Here is an 18,104-nt window from a genome sequence, read left to right as displayed (position 1 = left end):
TTTTTTATATACGATTGAAATTTCAATTTAGATGTTAAAAATACTAATAATATGTATAACGTCTTACTTTTGCAATGTATTTTGCAAGTCTTATTACTTGATGGCTGTAGCCATATTCGTTATCGTACCAAATGTACAAGATAATATTTTTACCATCTTTACGTACAATAGTGGCTTTACTATCGTAAATAGAAGGCGCTGAACTACCAACAATATCGCTGGATACTAACTCGTCGCTTAGCTCGAATTTAATCTGTTCAACTAAGTCTCCTTCTAAAGCATATTTCTTTAAAATGGTATTAACACTATTTATGGATGTTTTGGTTTTTAGTTCTAAATTTAAAATAGCCAAAGAACCATTAGGTACAGGAACTCTAATAGCACTTGATGTGAGTTTACCTTCTAAACTAGGTAAGGCTTTAGCAACGGCGCTACCGGCTCCGGTTTCTGTAATGACCATGTTTAAGCCCGCAGCACGACCACGTCTGTATTTTTTGTGGAAATTGTCTACTAAATTCTGATCGTTTGTATAGGCATGTATGGTTTCTAAATGACCGGATTTTACACCAAACGAATCTTCAACAGCTTTTAACACTGGTGTAATAGCATTAGTAGTACAAGATGCTGCCGAGAAAATATCAACTTTATCCGGATTATGTTCAGAATGGTTTACACCATATACTATATTAGGAACTTCTTTTCCTGGAGCAGTTAACAATACTTTATCTATGCCTTTAGATTTTAAATGCTTTCCTAAAGCTTTTTTGTCTCTAAAAGCTCCAGTATTATCAATTACCAGGGCATTTTTTATGTTATACTTGGTATAATCAATCTCTTCAGGACTATCAGCAGAAATAATATTTACAGTAGTTCCATTTATAATTAAGGCACTGTTCTTTGCATCAATAGAAACTGTTCCTGAGAAATCGCCATGAACCGAATCATTACGCAATAAAGAAGCGCGTTTTTCCAGTATTTTTTCATCAATAGCACCACGTGTTACGATGGCTCTTAAACGTAGTTGACTTCCTTTACCAGTTCGTGTCATGAGTTCTCGAGCAACTAAGCGCCCTATTCTACCAAAACCATACAGAACAACATCCTTAGGTAGGATATCACCATTCTTTCTGGCATCTTTTAATTTTCTTGCAACAAACGCGGTAGCGTTATTGTGTTTGTTTTCTTCTAAGTGGAATTCGTAAGTAAGTTTTCCGATATCCAGTTTTGCAGGGGGGATATCTAGCGTTTTAATAGCTTGAGCAATTTCTACAGAGTCGAAAATAGAGATGGGCTTTTGTACAAATTTACAAGCATATTCATGAAGGTTTAAAATCTGACTCACATTTCTATCGATGAGTTGATTTCTAAAAATGACTAACTCGATGGATTTGTCGTACCAAAGATCACTTATAATTTTAATAAATTCTACGGTAGCTCTTCGACGGTCTGCTTGAAAAGCTAACTCATTTTCATAAGCTTTGTTAAAAGACATTGTAAATAGTTTAGTTTAAGTTTAGTTTTGGCAAAAGTATCATATTTCAAACGTTTTCGTAGCGTATTTTAACAAAAAAATAACCCCACCAAAAATTTAAATTTTTGATGGGGTTTAATACTGGTTTTTGCAAGAGATGTTTATCTAAAAATAACCTCTTTTCTTTCTTTATGTGTATTGATGTATTCCAGTTTTTTAATGTATTCCTGAATATTATCTCCGTACTTTGCTTTAATCTTGGCTATATCTTCGATACTCTCAATTTTAATATCGTTTATTCCTGTGATAATATAACCTTTTGAAATGCCTAGGTTGGAATACAACCATTTGTTTTCGGTGTTTTTTACCATAACACCATAATCAATGCCATATTCTTCTTTAAAGGAATCTGATAAGTCCTGTAATTCCATTTTTATGAAGTTCACAGAAAAAGCATCAGTTTTTGAAAGTTTTACATTAAAGGTTCTAATTTCATCATCTCTAAGTACTTCAACTTGTACTTCATCGTTTGGACGTTTGGATTTAATATAACCTCTTAAGTCTTCAAATTTTGATATTTCTACATTATCCAACCTTCTAATAATGTCACCTTTTTCCAAGCCTCCTTCTTCTGCACCAGAATTCTTTATCACTTCACTCACATAAACACCTTTTGTATAGTTTACGCCAACTTCTTTGGCTATTTCACTGTTAAAAGTGCCTCCTTTTATACCCAACATACCATTCTGCACATTACCATATTCCATAATATCTTCAATAACCTTACGGGCAATATTACTTGGTACTGCAAACGAATATCCAATGTAAGATCCTGTTTGAGAAGAAATAGCTGTGTTAATGCCAATGAGCTCGCCATTTGTGTTTACAAGGGCTCCACCCGAATTTCCTGGGTTTACAGCTGCATCGGTTTGAATAAATGATTGTAAGCTTTTACCCTCTAAATCTCTGGCTTTAGCACTAATAATACCAGCGGTAACGGTAGAGGTTAAGTTAAAAGGATTGCCAACGGCGAGTACCCATTCGCCAATCTTAGCATCATCGGAGTTTCCGAATGTTACAAAAGGTAAATCTTCTTCTGCATCAATTTTTAAAAGCGCTATGTCTGTTTTCGGGTCTGCACCTATTAAATTGGCTTTATAAGTTGAATTTTTATTTAATGTTACCGATAACTCGTGCGCATTTTTTATTACATGATTGTTGGTTATAATGTATCCATCAGCATTTATTATAACACCAGAACCAGTTCCTAATTGCGCGCGTTGTGGACGTCTTCCCAAAAAGAAGTCTTCAAAAGTTAATTGGCCCGAGCTAAGTGTCACATTTTTTACGTGTACCACTGCATTTACGGTATTTTCGGCAGCCACGGTAAAATCGGGCGCCTCATTCAAGTTGTATAACTTGCTTGCAGTATTGGCTGTTGGTAGAAAAGCAGGAGTCGTTTCTGCAGGTGCAACAACAACTTTATTTTCTTTTTCTAAAAAGAGTTTATAAGCACCAAGGGTTAAAGCACCCCCTAATGCCGAAACTAGTACTAATGATAAAATCTTCTTCATAAATTTCTGTTTAATCTATTATATATCAAATTTGTTAACGATTAAAATTAAATATTTATTGAATCACCAACCTTATTTTAACGATTTTTAACGCCTATTTTAACGCCTGTTTAACAATCGAAAATACGCCATATTATTTATATCTTTGTGCTTTATTATGCAACAGACTTTTTATAAATATCAGGGTACAGGAAACGATTTTGTGATGATTGATAATCGTCAACAAGTTTTCGACAAAAATAATACCAAACTAGTGGCGTCATTGTGCGACAGACGTTTTGGCATAGGGGCAGACGGGCTTATTCTATTGGAAAACCATAATGATTTAGATTTTAAAATGGTTTATTATAATGCTGATGGAAATGAAAGCTCTATGTGTGGCAATGGCGGACGTTGCCTGGTAGCATTCGCTAAACAATTAGGGGTTATTGACAAAAAGGCCGTTTTTGAGGCTATAGATGGCCTGCATCATGCAACTATTGAAGGAAATATTGTTAAACTACAAATGGTAGATGTTGATACTGTTGAAAAGCACGAAAACCATGTTTTTTTAGATACTGGGTCGCCACATCATGTACAGTTTGAAGACAAGATAGAAGCATTTGATATAAAAACCGAAGGAGCTAAAATAAGGTATGGTTCACCATATAATGAAGCAGGTAGTAATGTGAATTTTGTTAAAAAGATAAACGACCAGACTTTTGCAGTTAGAACCTACGAGCGGGGAGTAGAAGATGAAACGTTATCTTGTGGTACAGGTGCTACTGCTGTGGCTTTGGCAATGCATGCTATAAATGAAGTGGGAGATAATCTTATAACACTACAAGTACCAGGAGGAGAATTACAGGTATCTTTTGATGTTGAGGATGGTTTATATAAAAATGTATGGTTAATTGGGCCTGCTAAATTTGTTTTTGAAGGCACGATATGATTACTTTAAAAGGCGAAAATATATACTTACGAGCATTAGAGCCTGAGGATCTGGAGTTTATTCACACGATTGAAAACGATGAAATGGTATGGGAAATTAGTAATACTATGACACCATATTCAAAATACTTGATAAAACAGTATTTAGAACAAGCTCATAAAGATATTTTTGAAGTTAAACAATTACGATTGGTTATTTCGAGTTATAAAGAAGAACCTTTGGGAATGATCGATTTATTCGATTTCGATTTTAAGAATGGCAGAGCAGGTGTTGGTATTTTGGTAAAAGAGACTAATAACAGAGGAAAAGGGTACGGTAAAGAAGCGCTTAAGCTCTTAACGGAGTATAGTTTCGTGCATTTGGGATTACACCAATTGTATTGTAATATTTCTGAAGAAAACGATGCCAGTATTAAGCTTTTTACAAATCAAGGTTTTAAAAGGATTGGACTTAAAAAAGATTGGATCCGAGTTAACGGTTCTTATAAAAATGAATATTTATTTCAGCTTATAAATAATTAAATGTATATAAAAAAGATACTTATAGCTATTGTGGCTATTGGATTAGTAGTTGCTGCTTTTTTTGCAAATTTTGTGTATAAAGCCATGCTTAAGCCAAACACAGCGTTTAACAACGAAACGGCTTATGTTTTTATACCTACTAAGGCAGCATACGAGGATGTAAGAAGTCAGTTAGAACCATTATTAGATGATATTGATTCTTTTGATGATTTAGCCGAACAAAAAAAGTATACTACAAATATTAAAGCAGGCAAGTTTCCTATAAAGAAAGGAATGAGCAATAATGACATTATTAACTCTATTCGTAGCAAGAATATACCGATTAAAGTCTCTTTTAATAATCAGGAGACTCTTGAAAAGCTTGCAGGTCGTATTGCCGGGCAGATTGAAGCAGATAGTATATCCTTGCTTAAGACCATGAAAGATTCTACCTTTTTAACTACGAATGGTTTTAAGGAAGCAACCGTTTTAGGGATGTATTTGCCTAATAGTTATGAGCTTTTTTGGAATACTTCGGCAGAAACGTTTAGGAGCCGAATGCTTAAGGAGTATAATAGGTTTTGGAACGATTCGCGAAAAAGTAAGGCAAAGGCAATAGATTTATCTCAAGATGAGGTTATAGCATTAGCTTCTATTGTTCATGAAGAATCCAAGCAGGCAGCAGAACAACCTAGAATAGCCGGTGTTTACTTAAATAGGTTGAAAATAGGTATGCCATTACAGGCAGATCCTACGCTTAAGTTTGCAGCTTATAAATTGCCAGAATATAAAAACACCATAATTAAACGTGTACTGAATGTTCATATGGAGATTGACTCTCCATACAATACCTATATGTATTCTGGATTACCACCTGGTTTAATTGCTATGCCGGATATATCTGCAATTGATGCCGTTTTGAATTACGAAAAGCACAAATACTTATATTTTGCTGCAGATGCTAAGCGTTTAGGGTTCCATAAGTTTGCCAAAACTTTGGCGCAACATAATGCAAACGCTAGAGCGTATCACCGCTATTTATCATCTCAAGGCATAACTAGGTAGTGGGACATTCTTTTGTAAAATATATTCTCTTTTTTACCTTATTATCATCACTTTCTTATTCGCAATCGGGGTTTGAAGCATTTTTAACGCCCAGTGATACACTTAATAAGCCCAGAAGAAATGCCGTTTTTATAACAGAAGCTTCTTTAGCTGGTTTAACTTTAGTTGGGTTAAATCAACTTTGGTATGCTGATTTCGATAGATCGAAGTTCCATACTGTTAATGATAATAACGATTGGCTTCAAATGGATAAAGCGGGTCATGTGTTTACATCATACCAAATGGGAAAGTTCGGTGCGCAATTATTAAATTGGAGTGGCGTAGATAAAAATGGTCAATTGCTCTATGGAGGAACTTTAGGTTTTGGATTTTTAACCGCTGTAGAAGTATTGGACGGTTATTCAAAAGAATGGGGATTTTCATGGGGAGATATTGCAGCCAATGCAGCAGGAACAGGTCTCTATATTGGGCAAGAATTATTGTGGAATGAGCAGAGAATTGCTTTAAAGTACTCTTTTCATCAAACAAAATATGCCAATCTTAGTCCAGATAAGCTTGGGGAAAACTTTTTGGAGCAAGTTTTAAAGGATTACAACGGACAGACCTATTGGTTAAGTATTAATTTACACTCTTTTTTTAAAGAAAGTAATATTCCTAAATGGTTAAATGTTGCTATTGGTTATGGAGCCGATGGTATGCTTGATGGCGGTAAAGTTATTGACAATCAAGTGTTAACAAATAATCAGAGGGTGCGACAATACTATTTAAGTTTTGATGTAAATTTGAATGCTATTAGGACAAAGTCAAGGTTTTTGAGATCTGTTTTTAGCGTTTTTGATATGGTAAAAATACCATTCCCTACATTAGAAATCAATAAAAATAAGTGTGCATTTCATCTATTCTACAACTAAAAAATGCATATAATCGATTAATTTTGAAATAATTAAAAAAAAGCCTAATTTTGCACGCTGAAATTTGAAGGGGTGTTTTGCTTATAAAACATGCTGAAAAAATTTAAAATTATGGTTAAGAATATTGCAAGTTTTGTTACTCTCACGCTTACAATATGTGTTATAATGTATGTGTCGTTTTCATCCAATGAAGCGGTAGATTTTAGTAAATATTCTACTAAGGGTATGGATTTAAACTACACTGTAAGTAATGATGAAGGTGGAAATGCCGATTTGCTGGCTTCTAATGAGTCCGAAATGTTATTCTCTCCTTACTTAGGTAAGTCGTTTGTTGGATTTAAAGAAGCGTTAGCTTTTAAGGAATCTGGAGGTAATTACTTTTCAGTAAATACATTTGGTTATTTAGGTAAATACCAATTTGGGAAAGAAACCTTAAGAATGATCGGAATTAGAAATGCTACTAAATTTTTAAAGGATCCAAGGCTTCAAGAGCGTGCTTTTGTGGCGAACGCAGAGCGTAATAAATGGATCTTAAGACGGGATATCAAGAATTTTGTTGGAAAACGAATTAATGGTATCATTATTACAGAGTCTGGTATTTTAGCTGCAGCTCACTTAGCAGGTCCAGGTAATGTAAAGAAATACTTAAGAAGTTACGGTTTAGATAATTTTGCAGATGGTTATGGAACTACTGTGCATCATTATATGAAACGTTTTTCGGGATACGATACTTCTTATGTAAAACCAAATAAAGAAGCAAAGGCTATTTAATCGTAACTGGTATTTTACAGTAACGAAAATCTAGCGCTTATGAATAATAAATATTGTAGGTCTCTTATGTAGGTCTACAATATTTTTTTTCCATGCACTTGCAACTTGCGTTTTTATAAATTCTGTGCTTAGCGTAATATCACATGCTACAGATATCTCGGTATTTTTCTCCAAGGTTTGGCACAGATCTTCCAGCATTTTATTGTTTCTATATGGTGTTTCAATAAACAATTGAGACTGATTGCGTTCGAAAGACAGACGCTCCAATCGCTTTATCTCACTTTTTCGTTCTCCTTTATCTATGGGTAAATAGCCATTAAACGCAAAGCTTTGCCCATTCATACCAGAGCTCATTATGGCCATTAAAATGGATGAAGGTCCTACTAAAGGCACTACTTTAATATTTTTTTGATGGGCTAATTTTACAATATCAGCTCCAGGGTCTGCAACACCAGGGCATCCGGCTTCAGACAAAAGCCCGACATCAGTACCATTTAAGCAAGGGGTTAAAAACTCTGGTAATTCACTTGCATCGGTAAACTTGTTTAAATGAAACATGTTTAAGGATGGTTGCGATTTGTTTGGAGTGATCTTTTTTATAAACCGTCTGGCGGTTTTTTCGTTTTCTACAATAAAAGTGTCCGTTTTTTCAATAACCTGTTTAACCGTAATAGGTAAAACTTCGAGCGGATCGTTATCTCCTAATGTTGTTGGGATTAAGTATAACTTTCCTTTAGCTGTATTCATAGCCTGATTTCTTTAAGATAAGGTTTTTGCAATCTGGTCGCAAGCCTCGTCTAGCATTTTATAAACATTTTCGAATCCATCATCGCCACCATAATATGGATCTGGAACATCGTAATTTTGATTTGGATAAATTTCGTTTAAAATAAATTTCACTTTGGCAGCATCTTCATCATTTCTTGCTAATGAAATCACATTGTTAAAGTTGGATTCGTCCATAACATAAATTAAATCGAACGAATCAAAATCTGAAGTTTTGAATTGACGTCCTCTTAAATTAGAAATATTCAATCCATATTTTCTGGCTACAGCTACAGATCGGCTGTCGGGCGAGCTTCCTATGTGGTAACTTGCAGTGCCGGCAGAATCTATTTCAAAAGAATCGTCTGAGAGTTTAGATCTTAAAATACCTTCGGCCAAGGGAGAACGACAAATGTTTCCCAGACATACCATCAGAATTTTAGTCATTTTTAAAGTGTTTTAAACGGAAAGTTTTTTAGTGATGTCCTCAACATATTTTCTAAACTGCTTATCTGTTGAAGATAAATTGTCTACTGTCTTACAAGCATGCAAAACAGTGGCGTGATCTCGTTTTCCTATTTGCGAACCAATACTTGCCAATGAAGCTTTGGTGAATTTTTTTGCAAAAAACATAGCCAGTTGACGTGCCTGAACAATATGACGCTTTCTTGTTTTAGATTGCAACGTATCGATATCCATTTGGAAGTAATCTGATACTACTTTTTGTATGTAATCTATCGAAACTTCACGTTTCGTATTCTTAACAAACTTCTCAACTATAATTCTCGCTAAGTCGATAGTGATTTCTTTTTTGTTGAAAGATGACTGAGCAATTAATGAAATGATAGCACCTTCTAATTCTCTAACATTAGTTTTAATGTTTTTCGCTACGTATTCAACAATCTCCTCTGGCATTTCAACACCATCGCGATACAACTTATTTTTAAGTATAGATACTCTGGTTTCGAAATCTGGTGTTTGTAATTCGGCAGAAAGTCCCCATTTAAAACGAGATAATAAGCGTTGTTCAATATCCTGCATATCAACAGGAGCCTTGTCACTAGTTAAAATAACTTGTTTGCCATTTTGATGCAGGTGGTTAAAGATGTGGAAGAAAACATCCTGAGTTCCTGTTTTTCCAGAGAAAAATTGAACATCATCAATAATTAATACATCTATTATTTGATAGAAATGAATAAAATCATTTCTATTATTTTTCTTAACAGCATCTATATATTGTTGCGTGAACTTTTCAGCAGAAATATATAAAACGGTTTTTTCTGGATATTTATCTTTTATATCAACACCAATAGCATGTGCTAGATGTGTTTTACCCAGACCAACACCTCCAAAAACCAAAAGCGGATTAAAGGATGTTCCACCAGGTTTAGCAGAAACAGCTAATCCGGCGCTACGCGCTAAACGATTTGAGTCGCCTTCCAAAAAGTTTTCGAAACTATAATTAGGATTTAGTTGAGATTCAATCTTAACATTTCTAATACCTGGAATAACAAATGGATTTCTTAATTCAGGGCTTTTATTGTTTAAAGGAATATCAACATCTTGAGATTTTACCGAGGTTCTGTTTGAACTTGGAATTTTTTCGGTAAAAGGCTGCTTGTTACCATACGTGTTTTCCATTTTAATAATGTAAACAAGTTTGGCTTTTTCACCTAATTCTTTTGTGAGAGATACTTTTAGGATTTTTACATAGTGTTCTTCAAGCCATTCGTAAAAGAATTTACTAGGAACTTGAACACTCAATGCGTTATCTGTAAGTTTAACTGCTTTTATAGGCTCAAACCAGGTTTTATATGCTTGCGGCTGAATGTTATCTTTTATGAATTCTAGACAATTATCCCATACCGATTGCGCAGTTATACTCATTAGTTTAGTTTAGTTGTTTTTTGTTAGTTTTAATAAAAGAGAAATTGTGTTTTCCCCGTCCCAATTTACTTACGGCAAATATGTGAACAAAATTCTTAAAAAAAAAATGATTCTCTATTGAATTTCTAGAATTTTTTCCCCATGTTTAAGCTCTCGCCGAAGCTACGAAAAAATATTTAATAATCCCTATGAAAATCGACGAAATACAAATAAGAGTGAGATACGGTGAAACTGACCAAATGGGAGTGGTGTATCATGGTAATTACGCATTATACCTTGAAATGGGAAGGATAGAATGGTTACGTAAACTAGGAATTTCTTATAAGCAAATGGAGGAAAACGGTATTATGTTACCTGTTGTTTCCTTAAATATAAATTATAAAAAACCAACTGGTTATGATGATGTAATTAATGTAAAAACTCAACTGAAAAAAAGTCCTACTGCTAAGATAGAATTTGAGTACGAAATCACTAACAGTCGGGGAGAAATTCTTACAAAAGCCAGTACCACTTTAGTGTTTATAGATATGAAAACAAACCGACCCATACGGGCACCCCAATATTTTTTAGATGCCTTAGAAAATTAAATTTTTTTAATGTCGATTTCGAATAAACGATCAAAAGTTTCGAAAACTAATGCAGCCTCGTTTTTTCTTACAGAAATGGTGATTTTACAATCCATTTCCAATATTTGATTGGTAATATTTAGGTTTTTCTCTTTAATAATACGCATGACCTTGTTCATGTTTATATAATCGCACGAAATAAGGTAATCTATATTTATAGTTTTTTCTAAAATATTGGCTTGCTCTAAAGCCATTTGTGCAGCAGTTTTGTAGGCGTTTATTAAACCTCCTACACCTAATTTTACGCCGCCAAAGTAGCGGACTACAACAATTAAAACATTGGTGACATTAAAAGATTGTATTTGCCCGTAAATTGGCATACCTGCAGAATTACTGGGCTCGCCGTCGTCATTAGCGCGATAAGATATGGTTTCTGTACCTAGCTGGTAGGCGTAGCACCAGTGCCTTGCAGAATGGTGTTTCTTTTTTAATGATTCTATGTGAATTTTTACATCATCTTCGTTTAAAACCGGAAATGCGTAACCATAAAACTTACTATTTCTGTCCTTAAAGAGTATTTCTTCAGAAGCTTTTAGGATGGTTTTATAAGTATCTTTTGTAGAATTCATTTAGACAAAAATAGTAAAGTATTGCTTTTTACAATTATATATCGAAGAAGGTTTTAAACATATAGATAAGTATGATGTTTTCTGTAATTGCAAAGCCTGTCTGTTGGTAGCTATGGTGTACCCACATCTTTTTCATCAAGCCACGAATTACACAGATTTACACGAATAAAACCTCAATATAGTGGATAGCCCTATATACTCTTCACAATCACGAATCAGACTTTCAGTCTGTTTTTACAATCCAAACCCGATTTAATTCTATTATATTCCTGCACTTTAATTTATCAATAAGTAAACATATATTACTTATTTGTAAATAATCTATGTTTAGAACCATCTGTGATAATTCGTGAAATTACTGTCTATCTTTTTAGAATTATTATTTAAGCAACCATATTTGTGGGTAGATCGTAGCTGTTGGTAGGAAGGGAGCATAACCTGTTTAATATTGGTTTTAATTGAAAAGATTATACGTTATTTTGTTTCTAGCAATTATGAAATGCTTTTTAGGTTGTATTAAAACAAGTCTTTTTTTACGGTAAATAAGTTTGTGATGTCGTCCGTTTTAGGGATGATATTCCAAGCATTAATACCTAGTTCTTTTGCGGTGTTAGTATTGTCTGTATTATCGTCAATAAAGAGGCATTCGTTTGCATTTAGTTTATTTTCGTTCAACACAAATTCATAAATATCACGATTTGGTTTTCGTAAATGAATTTCATGAGATAAATAGAATACATCAAAGCAATTTTTAAAAGCTTCATAAAAAGGGACATGTTTTTTTATCCAATCAATATGAAGTTCATTTGTATTGCTTAGCAATATAAGCTTGTATTTTGAATCTGATTTAAGCTGTTTTAAAAAATCTAAACGATTCTCAGGAAAATCTTTTAGCATAAAATTCCAAATGTCTATTATTTCATCATTTGAGAGTTTTGGAAAGTTTTCGGTATAAAACTCAAGAAATTCATTAGTTGAAATGAGTCCTTGTTCATAAAAATCATTAAAAGCAATCATTTCCTCTGGAAACGATTCAATTTTAAAAGCTTTAAGCGCATTTTGTATATGGCCTTCGATGTCTAAATTGATGAATACATTTCCGAAATCGAAAATAATAGTTTTAATCATTTTTATAAAATTTGAGGGTGTCTGTCATGATTTTTTCTTCAGAAACTAATTTGCCTACAAATTTAGGGGCGTTTACGCCTTCATTAAATTTAGCCTGACCGATAAAGATTCTTGCTTCGTCCCAAAGATTTTCATCTATAAATGTTTGTATCGTTTTTTGTCCGCCTTCAATAATTATAGAGTTAATGTCTTCCTTATAAAGAGCATCACATATTTGCTGAGCCACAGGTTTGTGGTAATCGATCGTGTTTTCGCTTATAGTAATTGTTTTGGCTTCCTCGTTGAAAACAGAATATGTTACTGGGAGTTTTAGGTCTTTGTCCAAAACAATTCGAATGGGATGGTTGCCTTTCCAGTCTCTTACAGTTAAACTAGGGTTGTCTTGTAAAACGGTATTGGTTCCTACTAAAATGGCTTGTTCTTCCGAGCGCCATTTATGGACTAATTGCCTTGATGTTGTAGAGGAAATCCAAACTGGTTTTTGTTCATCCTTACTTTTTGGAGCTATAAAGCCATCGCTAGTTTCTGCCCATTTTAAAATAATATAAGGCCGTTTTTTATTATGGAATGTGAAAAATCGTTTATGGTGCGCTTTGCATTCAGTTTCTAAAACGCCAACAGTAACATTGCAACCGGCTTCCTGGAGCTTTTTTATGCCTTTACCGGCTACCATGGCGTTGTCGTCTATACAGCCAATAACAACGTTGGGTATTTTGTGCTTGATGATAAGGTCGCTGCAGGGCGGTGTTTTTCCGTAATGTGAGCAGGGTTCCAGAGTAACATAAATAGTAGCTTCTTTTAGTAAAGCTTTGTTTGTAACGGCATTTATAGCGTTAACTTCTGCATGATTGCCACCATAAGGACTGGTGTAGCCTTCGCTTATAATTTTGTCTTTATATACAATAACACTGCCAACCATAGGATTTGGTCTTGTGGTTCCCAAACCGTTTTTTGCAATTTCGATACAACGTTTTATGTATGTTTCGTGTTTAGTCAACGTGTTATAATTTAATTTTCACGGTTTCGATCTTGTCAATATTATAAGTATATGAAAAGCCTAAAGCCTTATATATAATGTCGCCTTTATATTGCACTTTTATTTTTTGGTTGAGTAGACTCCCAAGTAATCCGCCGAGATTTTTGTTGCTAAAAATTCTATCAGTAGGGATACTTGCCTTAAGCGGAATTGAAAATTCTTTTTTTGCGGGTACTTTAAAGCTTTTGGTCGATACTGTTGCCATTTCGTTATCGTTAACCAATACTTTTATTTCGTCTGTTTTTAATTCGCCGCCAATATCATTTGGATTTTTAAAGAAAGCTTCGGCGGTAAATGTGATGTGTTTTGATGTGGATTCTAGAATCTTAACGTTTTCAATATGCGAAAACTCTGGTTTTTCACTAACTTTGCAGCCCGTGAACGCTAGCAATATTGTTGATAAAATAATAATATTCCTTATTCTGATTTTTTTAGATTTAAGTATCTTCACTAACATAAAAAAACATGCCTTTTTAAAGTGAGTAAAGATACTATAGTTATACGAGAAATTCAGCCTGAAGATAATGAACAATTAGAGCAGGTTATAAGAAATTGTTTTTATGAGTTTAAAATACCTTTGGAGGGTACGGCGTATTCTGATGAGGAGACCCCTAGAATGTTTGAGTCTTATCAAAATAGTAAAGATGTTTATTATGTTGTTGACAGCAATGGAACGATTTTAGGCGGTGGAGGTGTTAAGCCTTTAAAAGATTTTGAAGCCGATGTCTGTGAAATTCAAAAAATGTATTTTTCTCCAGAGGTAAGAGGTAAGGGTTATGGTAAATTATTATTCGAAAAGTGTTTACAATCTGCTAAAACGTTAGGTTATAAACAGTGTTATTTAGAATCTGCCCCGCAACTTAAAGCGGCTATTCATATTTATGAAAGCTATGGGTTTAAGCATATAGAAGGTGCTTTGGGAAATACCGGACATTATTCGTGTGGTGTTTGGATGATTAAAGATTTATGATTTTAAAAGAAATTCAGGGGGTATTCCATAAGGAATTGGATCTTATTTATGGGAAAGAGGAGACAGATAGCTTCTTTTTTCTGTTAATAGAGGCGTATTATGGCTTAACCAGAATGCAATTGGCTTTGCAGCCTGGTTATAAAGCTGGCAAAACGGATACTATTTTAGAAGCTTTGGAATTGTTGAAAGAAGAACAGCCCATTCAATATATTTTAGGGAGTACTGATTTTTATGGTTTGTCCTTTAAGGTTAATAATCATGTATTGATTCCCAGACCGGAAACGGAAGAGCTTGTAGATTGGATTGTTTCCAGGCAAAAAAAAGAAAAACAACAACAGCTAAATATATTGGATATTGGTACGGGAAGCGGGTGCATCGCTATTTCCTTGGCTAAGAGCTTGCCAAATGCAAAGGTATATGCTTTAGATGTTAGCAAAGAAGCACTTAAAGTGGCAAAAACAAATGCAGAATTGAATGATGTTGAGGTTGCTTTTGTTGAATCGGATATTCTAGATAAAGAGCTTGTTGATGCAGGTTTTAAGAACTTGAAATTTGATGTTATTGTATCTAACCCACCTTATATTAGAGAGCGAGAAAAGAAAATGATGAGGCCTAATGTTGTAAACAACGAACCGCATTTGGCATTGTTTGTAAAGGACGAAAACCCTCTGAAGTTTTATGAGGCTATTACGTATTTTGCGTTGGATAATTTAAAGGAAAACGGATTGTTGTTTTTTGAAATCAACGAGTATTTAGGCCGCAATATGATTCGGTTGCTTAAGGACAATGGCTTTAACAATATACAATTAAAGCAAGATATTTTTAAGAAAGATAGAATGATAAAGGCTTTTGTTTGATTAGTGAAACTCTATTTTGAAAACTTGCAGAGCAAAGCATTCTAAGCCACGAATGCACAAATAATATCAAATTGAGCGTCTTCTGTTTTTTTTGTTTACTATACTCGTAATACAAACGAATCTTTTAGTTTGATAAGTCATAGTGCTTGCTTGCAAGAACTCATGAAAAGTAGACACTAATTTCACTAATTTCACGAATTTACACGAATTATACTTTCAGCCTGTACTTAAATTCAGGTCGATTTAATTCTATCATATCTTCGTAAACAACAATCATTCGTGTAAATTCGTGAAATTAGTGTCCAACTTTTTAAATTTCCTGTTAAGCTTATTCTTTTTTATTCAATAAAATGATTTAATGTTTTTATATCAAGGTCATCAATTGATTGCGATTCTGTTTTAAATGTCACCACTTTAGTTTCATGAGGTAGAAGATCAAAAAAGTTATCATTAAAAAACCCTTTTTCGTTAGTAAATAAGAATACATCTTTTTGTAAAACTTTAGAAGATAATTCTATACTGAAACCAGATTCGGTTTTGATTACCTTTTTGTCAATATCACCTTGTAATAGCCTTAAATCCTTAGGTTTCGTTAAATAGTATATGGAAGACGATTCGTTAAAATTGGCAACTAGAGCGGTTTTAGTAATATCTATATCTTTTAACGGAAGATTATAGAATTTTTCACTAGTGTTGGCTTTGGCTGTAATAGTTAAGCTATCAGACCAGACGGTGTTGCCACTAAAATCTATTAGTTTTAGGTCTAATTTGCCTTGAATCTCTTTAAGCTTGTCGTTTATTACAAAAGTTTTAATGGTATCATTTTTTAGTCTTGAAGAAATTAAAACATCTTCGAAAGACTTTTTGGTTCTGTAGTGTAATGCTTTCCAGTTTCCGAAGTTGTCTAAGCTTGACCAGGAAGCAACCGGCCAGCAATCGTTTAGTTGCCAGTACAAGGTTCCCATATTATAAGGCATGGCTCTTCGCTGGGCTTCAAATCCTTTGGTCATTCCGTAAGCTTGCAGCACTTGACTCATGTAAACATAATCCTCGTCGTTTGTAGGTATGGGGAAATCTCGTTCCATGTATTCTTTAATCAGCTTAAAGCCTCTAGGGTGTTTTTGGTGTGTGGCAAAAGCATCAGAACTTATATCTATACTGTCTTTTTGTGTAGCATATTTAATGGCTTCATAGCTAGGAAATGATTGAAAACCAAATTCGCTCATAAATCGAGGCACATTATCTTCGAGATGCTCGAAAGGGTAAGCATTATGCCAAATCCACCAATCGTGGGCATCACCTTCTTTTAAGAATTTAGGATGGCTCCGTCCGTGAAGTGGAGAGCTTGCCCAATATGGCGTTTTATCTGAAAACTGATTGACTGCACTTGGTAGTATATCATCAAAAACTTTTAGGTAATTACTCCAAATTTCTTCTTTTTCAGACTCGGACCTGTCTTCTTGCCAACCCCAATTATGCCAAGCTTCATCATTTTCGTTATTACCGCACCAAAGTGCTATAGATGCATGGTTGCGCAATCGAATAATATTGTCTATGGCTTCTTGCTTTACGTTGTTTAAAAAGTCTTTGTCGCCGGGATACATGGCACAAGCAAACATAAAATCCTGCCAAACCAGAACCCCTTTTTCATCGCATAAATCGTAAAAAATATCATTTTCATAAATGCCGCCTCCCCAAATGCGAAGCATGTTCATATTGGCTTCAGTAACAGAGTTTAGTAACGTATTATAATGTGCGTCCGTTACTTGGTTCTGAAAACTGTTTTGTGGGATGTAATTGGCACCCTTCATAAACACAGGAACATCGTTTAGTTTAAAATAGAACGATTGCCCGATACTGTCTTTTTCTGCAATTAAATCAATAGTTCTCAGTCCTTTTTTTAGCGAGTAAGCATCTAATATCTTCCCCTTGTTTCTTAATACAAATTTTAGATCGTATAAGTAGGGTTCACCCAGGTTGTGTGTCCACCAGCGTTTTGGGTTATTGATTTCGAACGTAAATACCGATGTGTCTTGTGTATTGTAGGTTTTATTTAATTTGTTATTTACATAAATATCAATTAATAGGTTTTCTTCGGCTTCATATTTATACTCGATGTTAGCGGTAAGTGAGGCTATGGAGTCATTTAAATGGTTTTGTTGTACAAATACATCTTTAATTTTTAAGTCATTCCAGGCTTTTAGATATATAGGACGCCATATTCCGGATGTGTTGAAAATGGGCCCCCAGTCCCAGCCATATTGAAATTGTGCCTTTCTTGTAAAAATTCTATTTCCAGCTGGGAGTTCATATGGTAGTTTAGCTTTTTCCTTATTTTCTGATGTTGTGGTGTTTTCAAAAACTATTTTTAAATGGTTTTCTAGTTTTAAAAAAGGTTTAACGTTTACTTCCCACTTTCTAAAAGCGTTATTCGTATTAAGTATTAGGCTGTCGTTTACATAGACTGAAGCGTAGGTGTCTAATCCTTCAAAATGTAAATCCAGATGTTTTTTTTGAAGTGTTTTTTCGTCTAAAGTGAATGTTGTTTTGTATTCCCAATCTTTTTCAGAAATCCATTGTAGTTTAAATTCATTGTCCTTAACAAAAGGATCTTCTATAAGTTTATGGCTAAATAAATCTGAATGAGCATCTCCAGGAACTTTGGCATTTAACCAGGTTGTGTCTGTGGTATTTTTGAAACTCCAATTTTCGTGTAGAGTGATTTTTTTGGGAATATCTTCTTTGGGTTGACAATTAAACATAATAATAGATAATACTATATAAAAATAAGGGTATTTCATTTTAAACGATTTAGTGTAAAAGTTGCATATAAAACTATGTCTTTAAAAAGGGGAGGTATAAAAGTAATTAATCAAAACTTGAAACATTTGTTGCATTTTGCTGTTCAAGTTTTATAATTAAGGTGAAGAGTCTTTATTTTGTTGTCTGTTTAATTTTTAATCTAACTATTTTTAGATTTTAAGGGGCTAATATGCTTGATAAGTAACCAATAAAAACTATCTTAGGCGATGATTTTTTGATA

The 18,104-nt window shown here is 33.9% G+C and carries 18 protein-coding genes; 8 read left to right on the top strand and 10 right to left on the bottom strand.

The genetic code is table 11. The features are described from left to right. Positions 1-43 precede the first annotated feature (43 nt). Positions 44-1,492, bottom strand: coding sequence for a glyceraldehyde-3-phosphate dehydrogenase (locus C1H87_RS03635; protein ID WP_102754514.1), 1,449 nt, complete (start codon positions 1,490-1,492; stop codon positions 44-46). Positions 1,493-1,632: 140 nt separating this feature from the next. Continuing rightward, entirely contained in the window at positions 1,633-3,045 is a 1,413-nt protein-coding gene (locus tag C1H87_RS03630) for a trypsin-like peptidase domain-containing protein (protein ID WP_102754513.1), read from the bottom strand. Positions 3,046-3,202: 157 nt separating this feature from the next. Between C1H87_RS03630 and dapF the strand changes: the two genes are divergently transcribed. From dapF to C1H87_RS03605, 5 genes are all read left to right on the top strand, one after another. Then, the gene (dapF, locus tag C1H87_RS03625; RefSeq protein WP_102754512.1) at positions 3,203-3,976 is read left to right on the top strand and encodes a diaminopimelate epimerase; all 774 of its coding nucleotides are present in this window, start codon (positions 3,203-3,205) and stop codon (positions 3,974-3,976) included. Continuing rightward, positions 3,973-4,497 (top strand): GNAT family N-acetyltransferase, encoded by a 525-nt coding sequence (locus C1H87_RS03620; protein ID WP_102754511.1) that lies wholly within the window; start codon positions 3,973-3,975, stop codon positions 4,495-4,497. Before dapF ends, C1H87_RS03620 begins: the two co-directional genes overlap by 4 nt. Then, entirely contained in the window at positions 4,498-5,541 is a 1,044-nt protein-coding gene (gene mltG / locus C1H87_RS03615) for an endolytic transglycosylase MltG (RefSeq protein ID WP_102754510.1), read from the top strand. Then, positions 5,541-6,452, top strand: coding sequence for a DUF2279 domain-containing protein (locus tag C1H87_RS03610; RefSeq protein WP_102754509.1), 912 nt, complete (start codon positions 5,541-5,543; stop codon positions 6,450-6,452). Before mltG ends, C1H87_RS03610 begins: the two co-directional genes overlap by 1 nt. Positions 6,453-6,563: 111 nt before the next feature. Next, entirely contained in the window at positions 6,564-7,223 is a 660-nt protein-coding gene (locus C1H87_RS03605; protein ID WP_102758167.1) for a peptidoglycan-binding protein LysM, read from the top strand. 30 nt (positions 7,224-7,253) lie between these two features. Here C1H87_RS03605 and C1H87_RS03600 read toward each other — a convergent pair whose 3' ends face one another. The 3 genes from C1H87_RS03600 to dnaA are packed head-to-tail and all read right to left on the bottom strand — an operon-like array spanning position 7,254 to position 9,875. Next, on the bottom strand, positions 7,254-7,970 hold the full coding sequence (locus C1H87_RS03600; RefSeq protein WP_102754508.1) for an SAM-dependent methyltransferase: 717 nt from the start codon (positions 7,968-7,970) through the stop codon (positions 7,254-7,256). A gap of 12 nt (positions 7,971-7,982) precedes the next feature. Continuing rightward, entirely contained in the window at positions 7,983-8,435 is a 453-nt protein-coding gene (locus tag C1H87_RS03595) for a low molecular weight protein-tyrosine-phosphatase (protein ID WP_102754507.1), read from the bottom strand. A gap of 12 nt (positions 8,436-8,447) precedes the next feature. Continuing rightward, positions 8,448-9,875, bottom strand: a complete 1,428-nt coding sequence (gene dnaA / locus C1H87_RS03590) for a chromosomal replication initiator protein DnaA (RefSeq protein WP_102754506.1) — start codon at positions 9,873-9,875, stop codon at positions 8,448-8,450. 188 nt (positions 9,876-10,063) lie between these two features. On the opposite strand from dnaA, the gene C1H87_RS03585 reads away from it, so the two are divergent. After that, the gene (locus C1H87_RS03585) at positions 10,064-10,462 is read left to right on the top strand and encodes an acyl-CoA thioesterase (RefSeq protein WP_102754505.1); all 399 of its coding nucleotides are present in this window, start codon (positions 10,064-10,066) and stop codon (positions 10,460-10,462) included. On the opposite strand, the gene C1H87_RS03580 is transcribed toward C1H87_RS03585, so the two are convergent. From C1H87_RS03580 to C1H87_RS03565, 4 genes are all read right to left on the bottom strand, one after another. After that, positions 10,459-11,070, bottom strand: a complete 612-nt coding sequence (locus tag C1H87_RS03580; RefSeq protein WP_102754504.1) for an IMPACT family protein — start codon at positions 11,068-11,070, stop codon at positions 10,459-10,461. The genes C1H87_RS03585 and C1H87_RS03580 overlap by 4 nt on opposite strands. 516 nt (positions 11,071-11,586) lie before the next feature. Further along, a complete protein-coding gene (locus C1H87_RS03575; protein WP_102754503.1) occupies positions 11,587-12,198 on the bottom strand; it encodes an HAD family hydrolase in 612 nt (203 codons plus the stop codon). Further along, positions 12,191-13,195 carry a bifunctional diaminohydroxyphosphoribosylaminopyrimidine deaminase/5-amino-6-(5-phosphoribosylamino)uracil reductase RibD gene (ribD, locus tag C1H87_RS03570; RefSeq protein ID WP_102754502.1) on the bottom strand — a complete coding sequence of 335 codons (1,005 nt, stop codon included), beginning with the start codon at positions 13,193-13,195 and terminating at the stop codon, positions 12,191-12,193. The genes C1H87_RS03575 and ribD overlap by 8 nt, the downstream gene beginning before the upstream one ends. A 4-nt stretch (positions 13,196-13,199) precedes the next feature. Next, positions 13,200-13,691, bottom strand: coding sequence for an LEA type 2 family protein (locus tag C1H87_RS03565; protein WP_233783327.1), 492 nt, complete (start codon positions 13,689-13,691; stop codon positions 13,200-13,202). Positions 13,692-13,712: 21 nt separating this feature from the next. Between C1H87_RS03565 and C1H87_RS03560 the strand changes: the two genes are divergently transcribed. Together C1H87_RS03560 and prmC are read left to right on the top strand one after the other, a co-directional pair. Continuing rightward, positions 13,713-14,204: a GNAT family N-acetyltransferase gene (locus tag C1H87_RS03560; RefSeq protein ID WP_102754501.1), complete on the top strand. Its 492-nt coding sequence runs from the start codon at positions 13,713-13,715 to the stop codon at positions 14,202-14,204. Beyond that, complete coding sequence (gene prmC, locus C1H87_RS03555; protein ID WP_102754500.1) at positions 14,201-15,061, top strand: peptide chain release factor N(5)-glutamine methyltransferase; 861 nt, start codon at positions 14,201-14,203, stop codon at positions 15,059-15,061. Before C1H87_RS03560 ends, prmC begins: the two co-directional genes overlap by 4 nt. Positions 15,062-15,399: 338 nt before the next feature. Here prmC and C1H87_RS03550 read toward each other — a convergent pair whose 3' ends face one another. Then, the gene (locus C1H87_RS03550) at positions 15,400-17,862 is read right to left on the bottom strand and encodes a beta-mannosidase (protein ID WP_102754499.1); all 2,463 of its coding nucleotides are present in this window, start codon (positions 17,860-17,862) and stop codon (positions 15,400-15,402) included. Between the last annotated feature and the right edge of the window lie 242 nt (positions 17,863-18,104).

Origin of the sequence: Flavivirga eckloniae (assembly GCF_002886045.1) — a bacterium.
Taxonomy (GTDB): domain Bacteria; phylum Bacteroidota; class Bacteroidia; order Flavobacteriales; family Flavobacteriaceae; genus Flavivirga; species Flavivirga eckloniae.
The sequence above is the reverse complement of the archived record's forward strand: the minus strand, read 5'-3'. Positions and strand labels throughout refer to the sequence as shown.

Bases quoted from the DNA above. Each gene is read 5' to 3' on its own strand.
- C1H87_RS03595 (WP_102754507.1), bottom strand. From the start codon at position 8,435: ATGACTAAAATTCTGATGGTATGTCTGGGAAACATTTGTCGTTCTCCC.
- mltG (WP_102754510.1), top strand. From the start codon at position 4,498: ATGTATATAAAAAAGATACTTATAGCTATTGTGGCTATTGGATTAGTA.
- C1H87_RS03635 (WP_102754514.1), bottom strand. From the start codon at position 1,492: ATGTCTTTTAACAAAGCTTATGAAAATGAGTTAGCTTTTCAAGCAGAC.
- C1H87_RS03580 (WP_102754504.1), bottom strand. From the start codon at position 11,070: ATGAATTCTACAAAAGATACTTATAAAACCATCCTAAAAGCTTCTGAA.
- C1H87_RS03620 (WP_102754511.1), top strand. From the start codon at position 3,973: ATGATTACTTTAAAAGGCGAAAATATATACTTACGAGCATTAGAGCCT.
- C1H87_RS03630 (WP_102754513.1), bottom strand. From the start codon at position 3,045: ATGAAGAAGATTTTATCATTAGTACTAGTTTCGGCATTAGGGGGTGCT.
- C1H87_RS03605 (WP_102758167.1), top strand. From the start codon at position 6,564: ATGGTTAAGAATATTGCAAGTTTTGTTACTCTCACGCTTACAATATGT.
- dapF (WP_102754512.1), top strand. From the start codon at position 3,203: ATGCAACAGACTTTTTATAAATATCAGGGTACAGGAAACGATTTTGTG.
- C1H87_RS03565 (WP_233783327.1), bottom strand. From the start codon at position 13,691: ATGTTAGTGAAGATACTTAAATCTAAAAAAATCAGAATAAGGAATATT.
- C1H87_RS03600 (WP_102754508.1), bottom strand. From the start codon at position 7,970: ATGAATACAGCTAAAGGAAAGTTATACTTAATCCCAACAACATTAGGA.
- C1H87_RS03550 (WP_102754499.1), bottom strand. From the start codon at position 17,862: ATGAAATACCCTTATTTTTATATAGTATTATCTATTATTATGTTTAAT.
- dnaA (WP_102754506.1), bottom strand. From the start codon at position 9,875: ATGAGTATAACTGCGCAATCGGTATGGGATAATTGTCTAGAATTCATA.
- C1H87_RS03585 (WP_102754505.1), top strand. From the start codon at position 10,064: ATGAAAATCGACGAAATACAAATAAGAGTGAGATACGGTGAAACTGAC.
- C1H87_RS03575 (WP_102754503.1), bottom strand. From the start codon at position 12,198: ATGATTAAAACTATTATTTTCGATTTCGGAAATGTATTCATCAATTTA.
- prmC (WP_102754500.1), top strand. From the start codon at position 14,201: ATGATTTTAAAAGAAATTCAGGGGGTATTCCATAAGGAATTGGATCTT.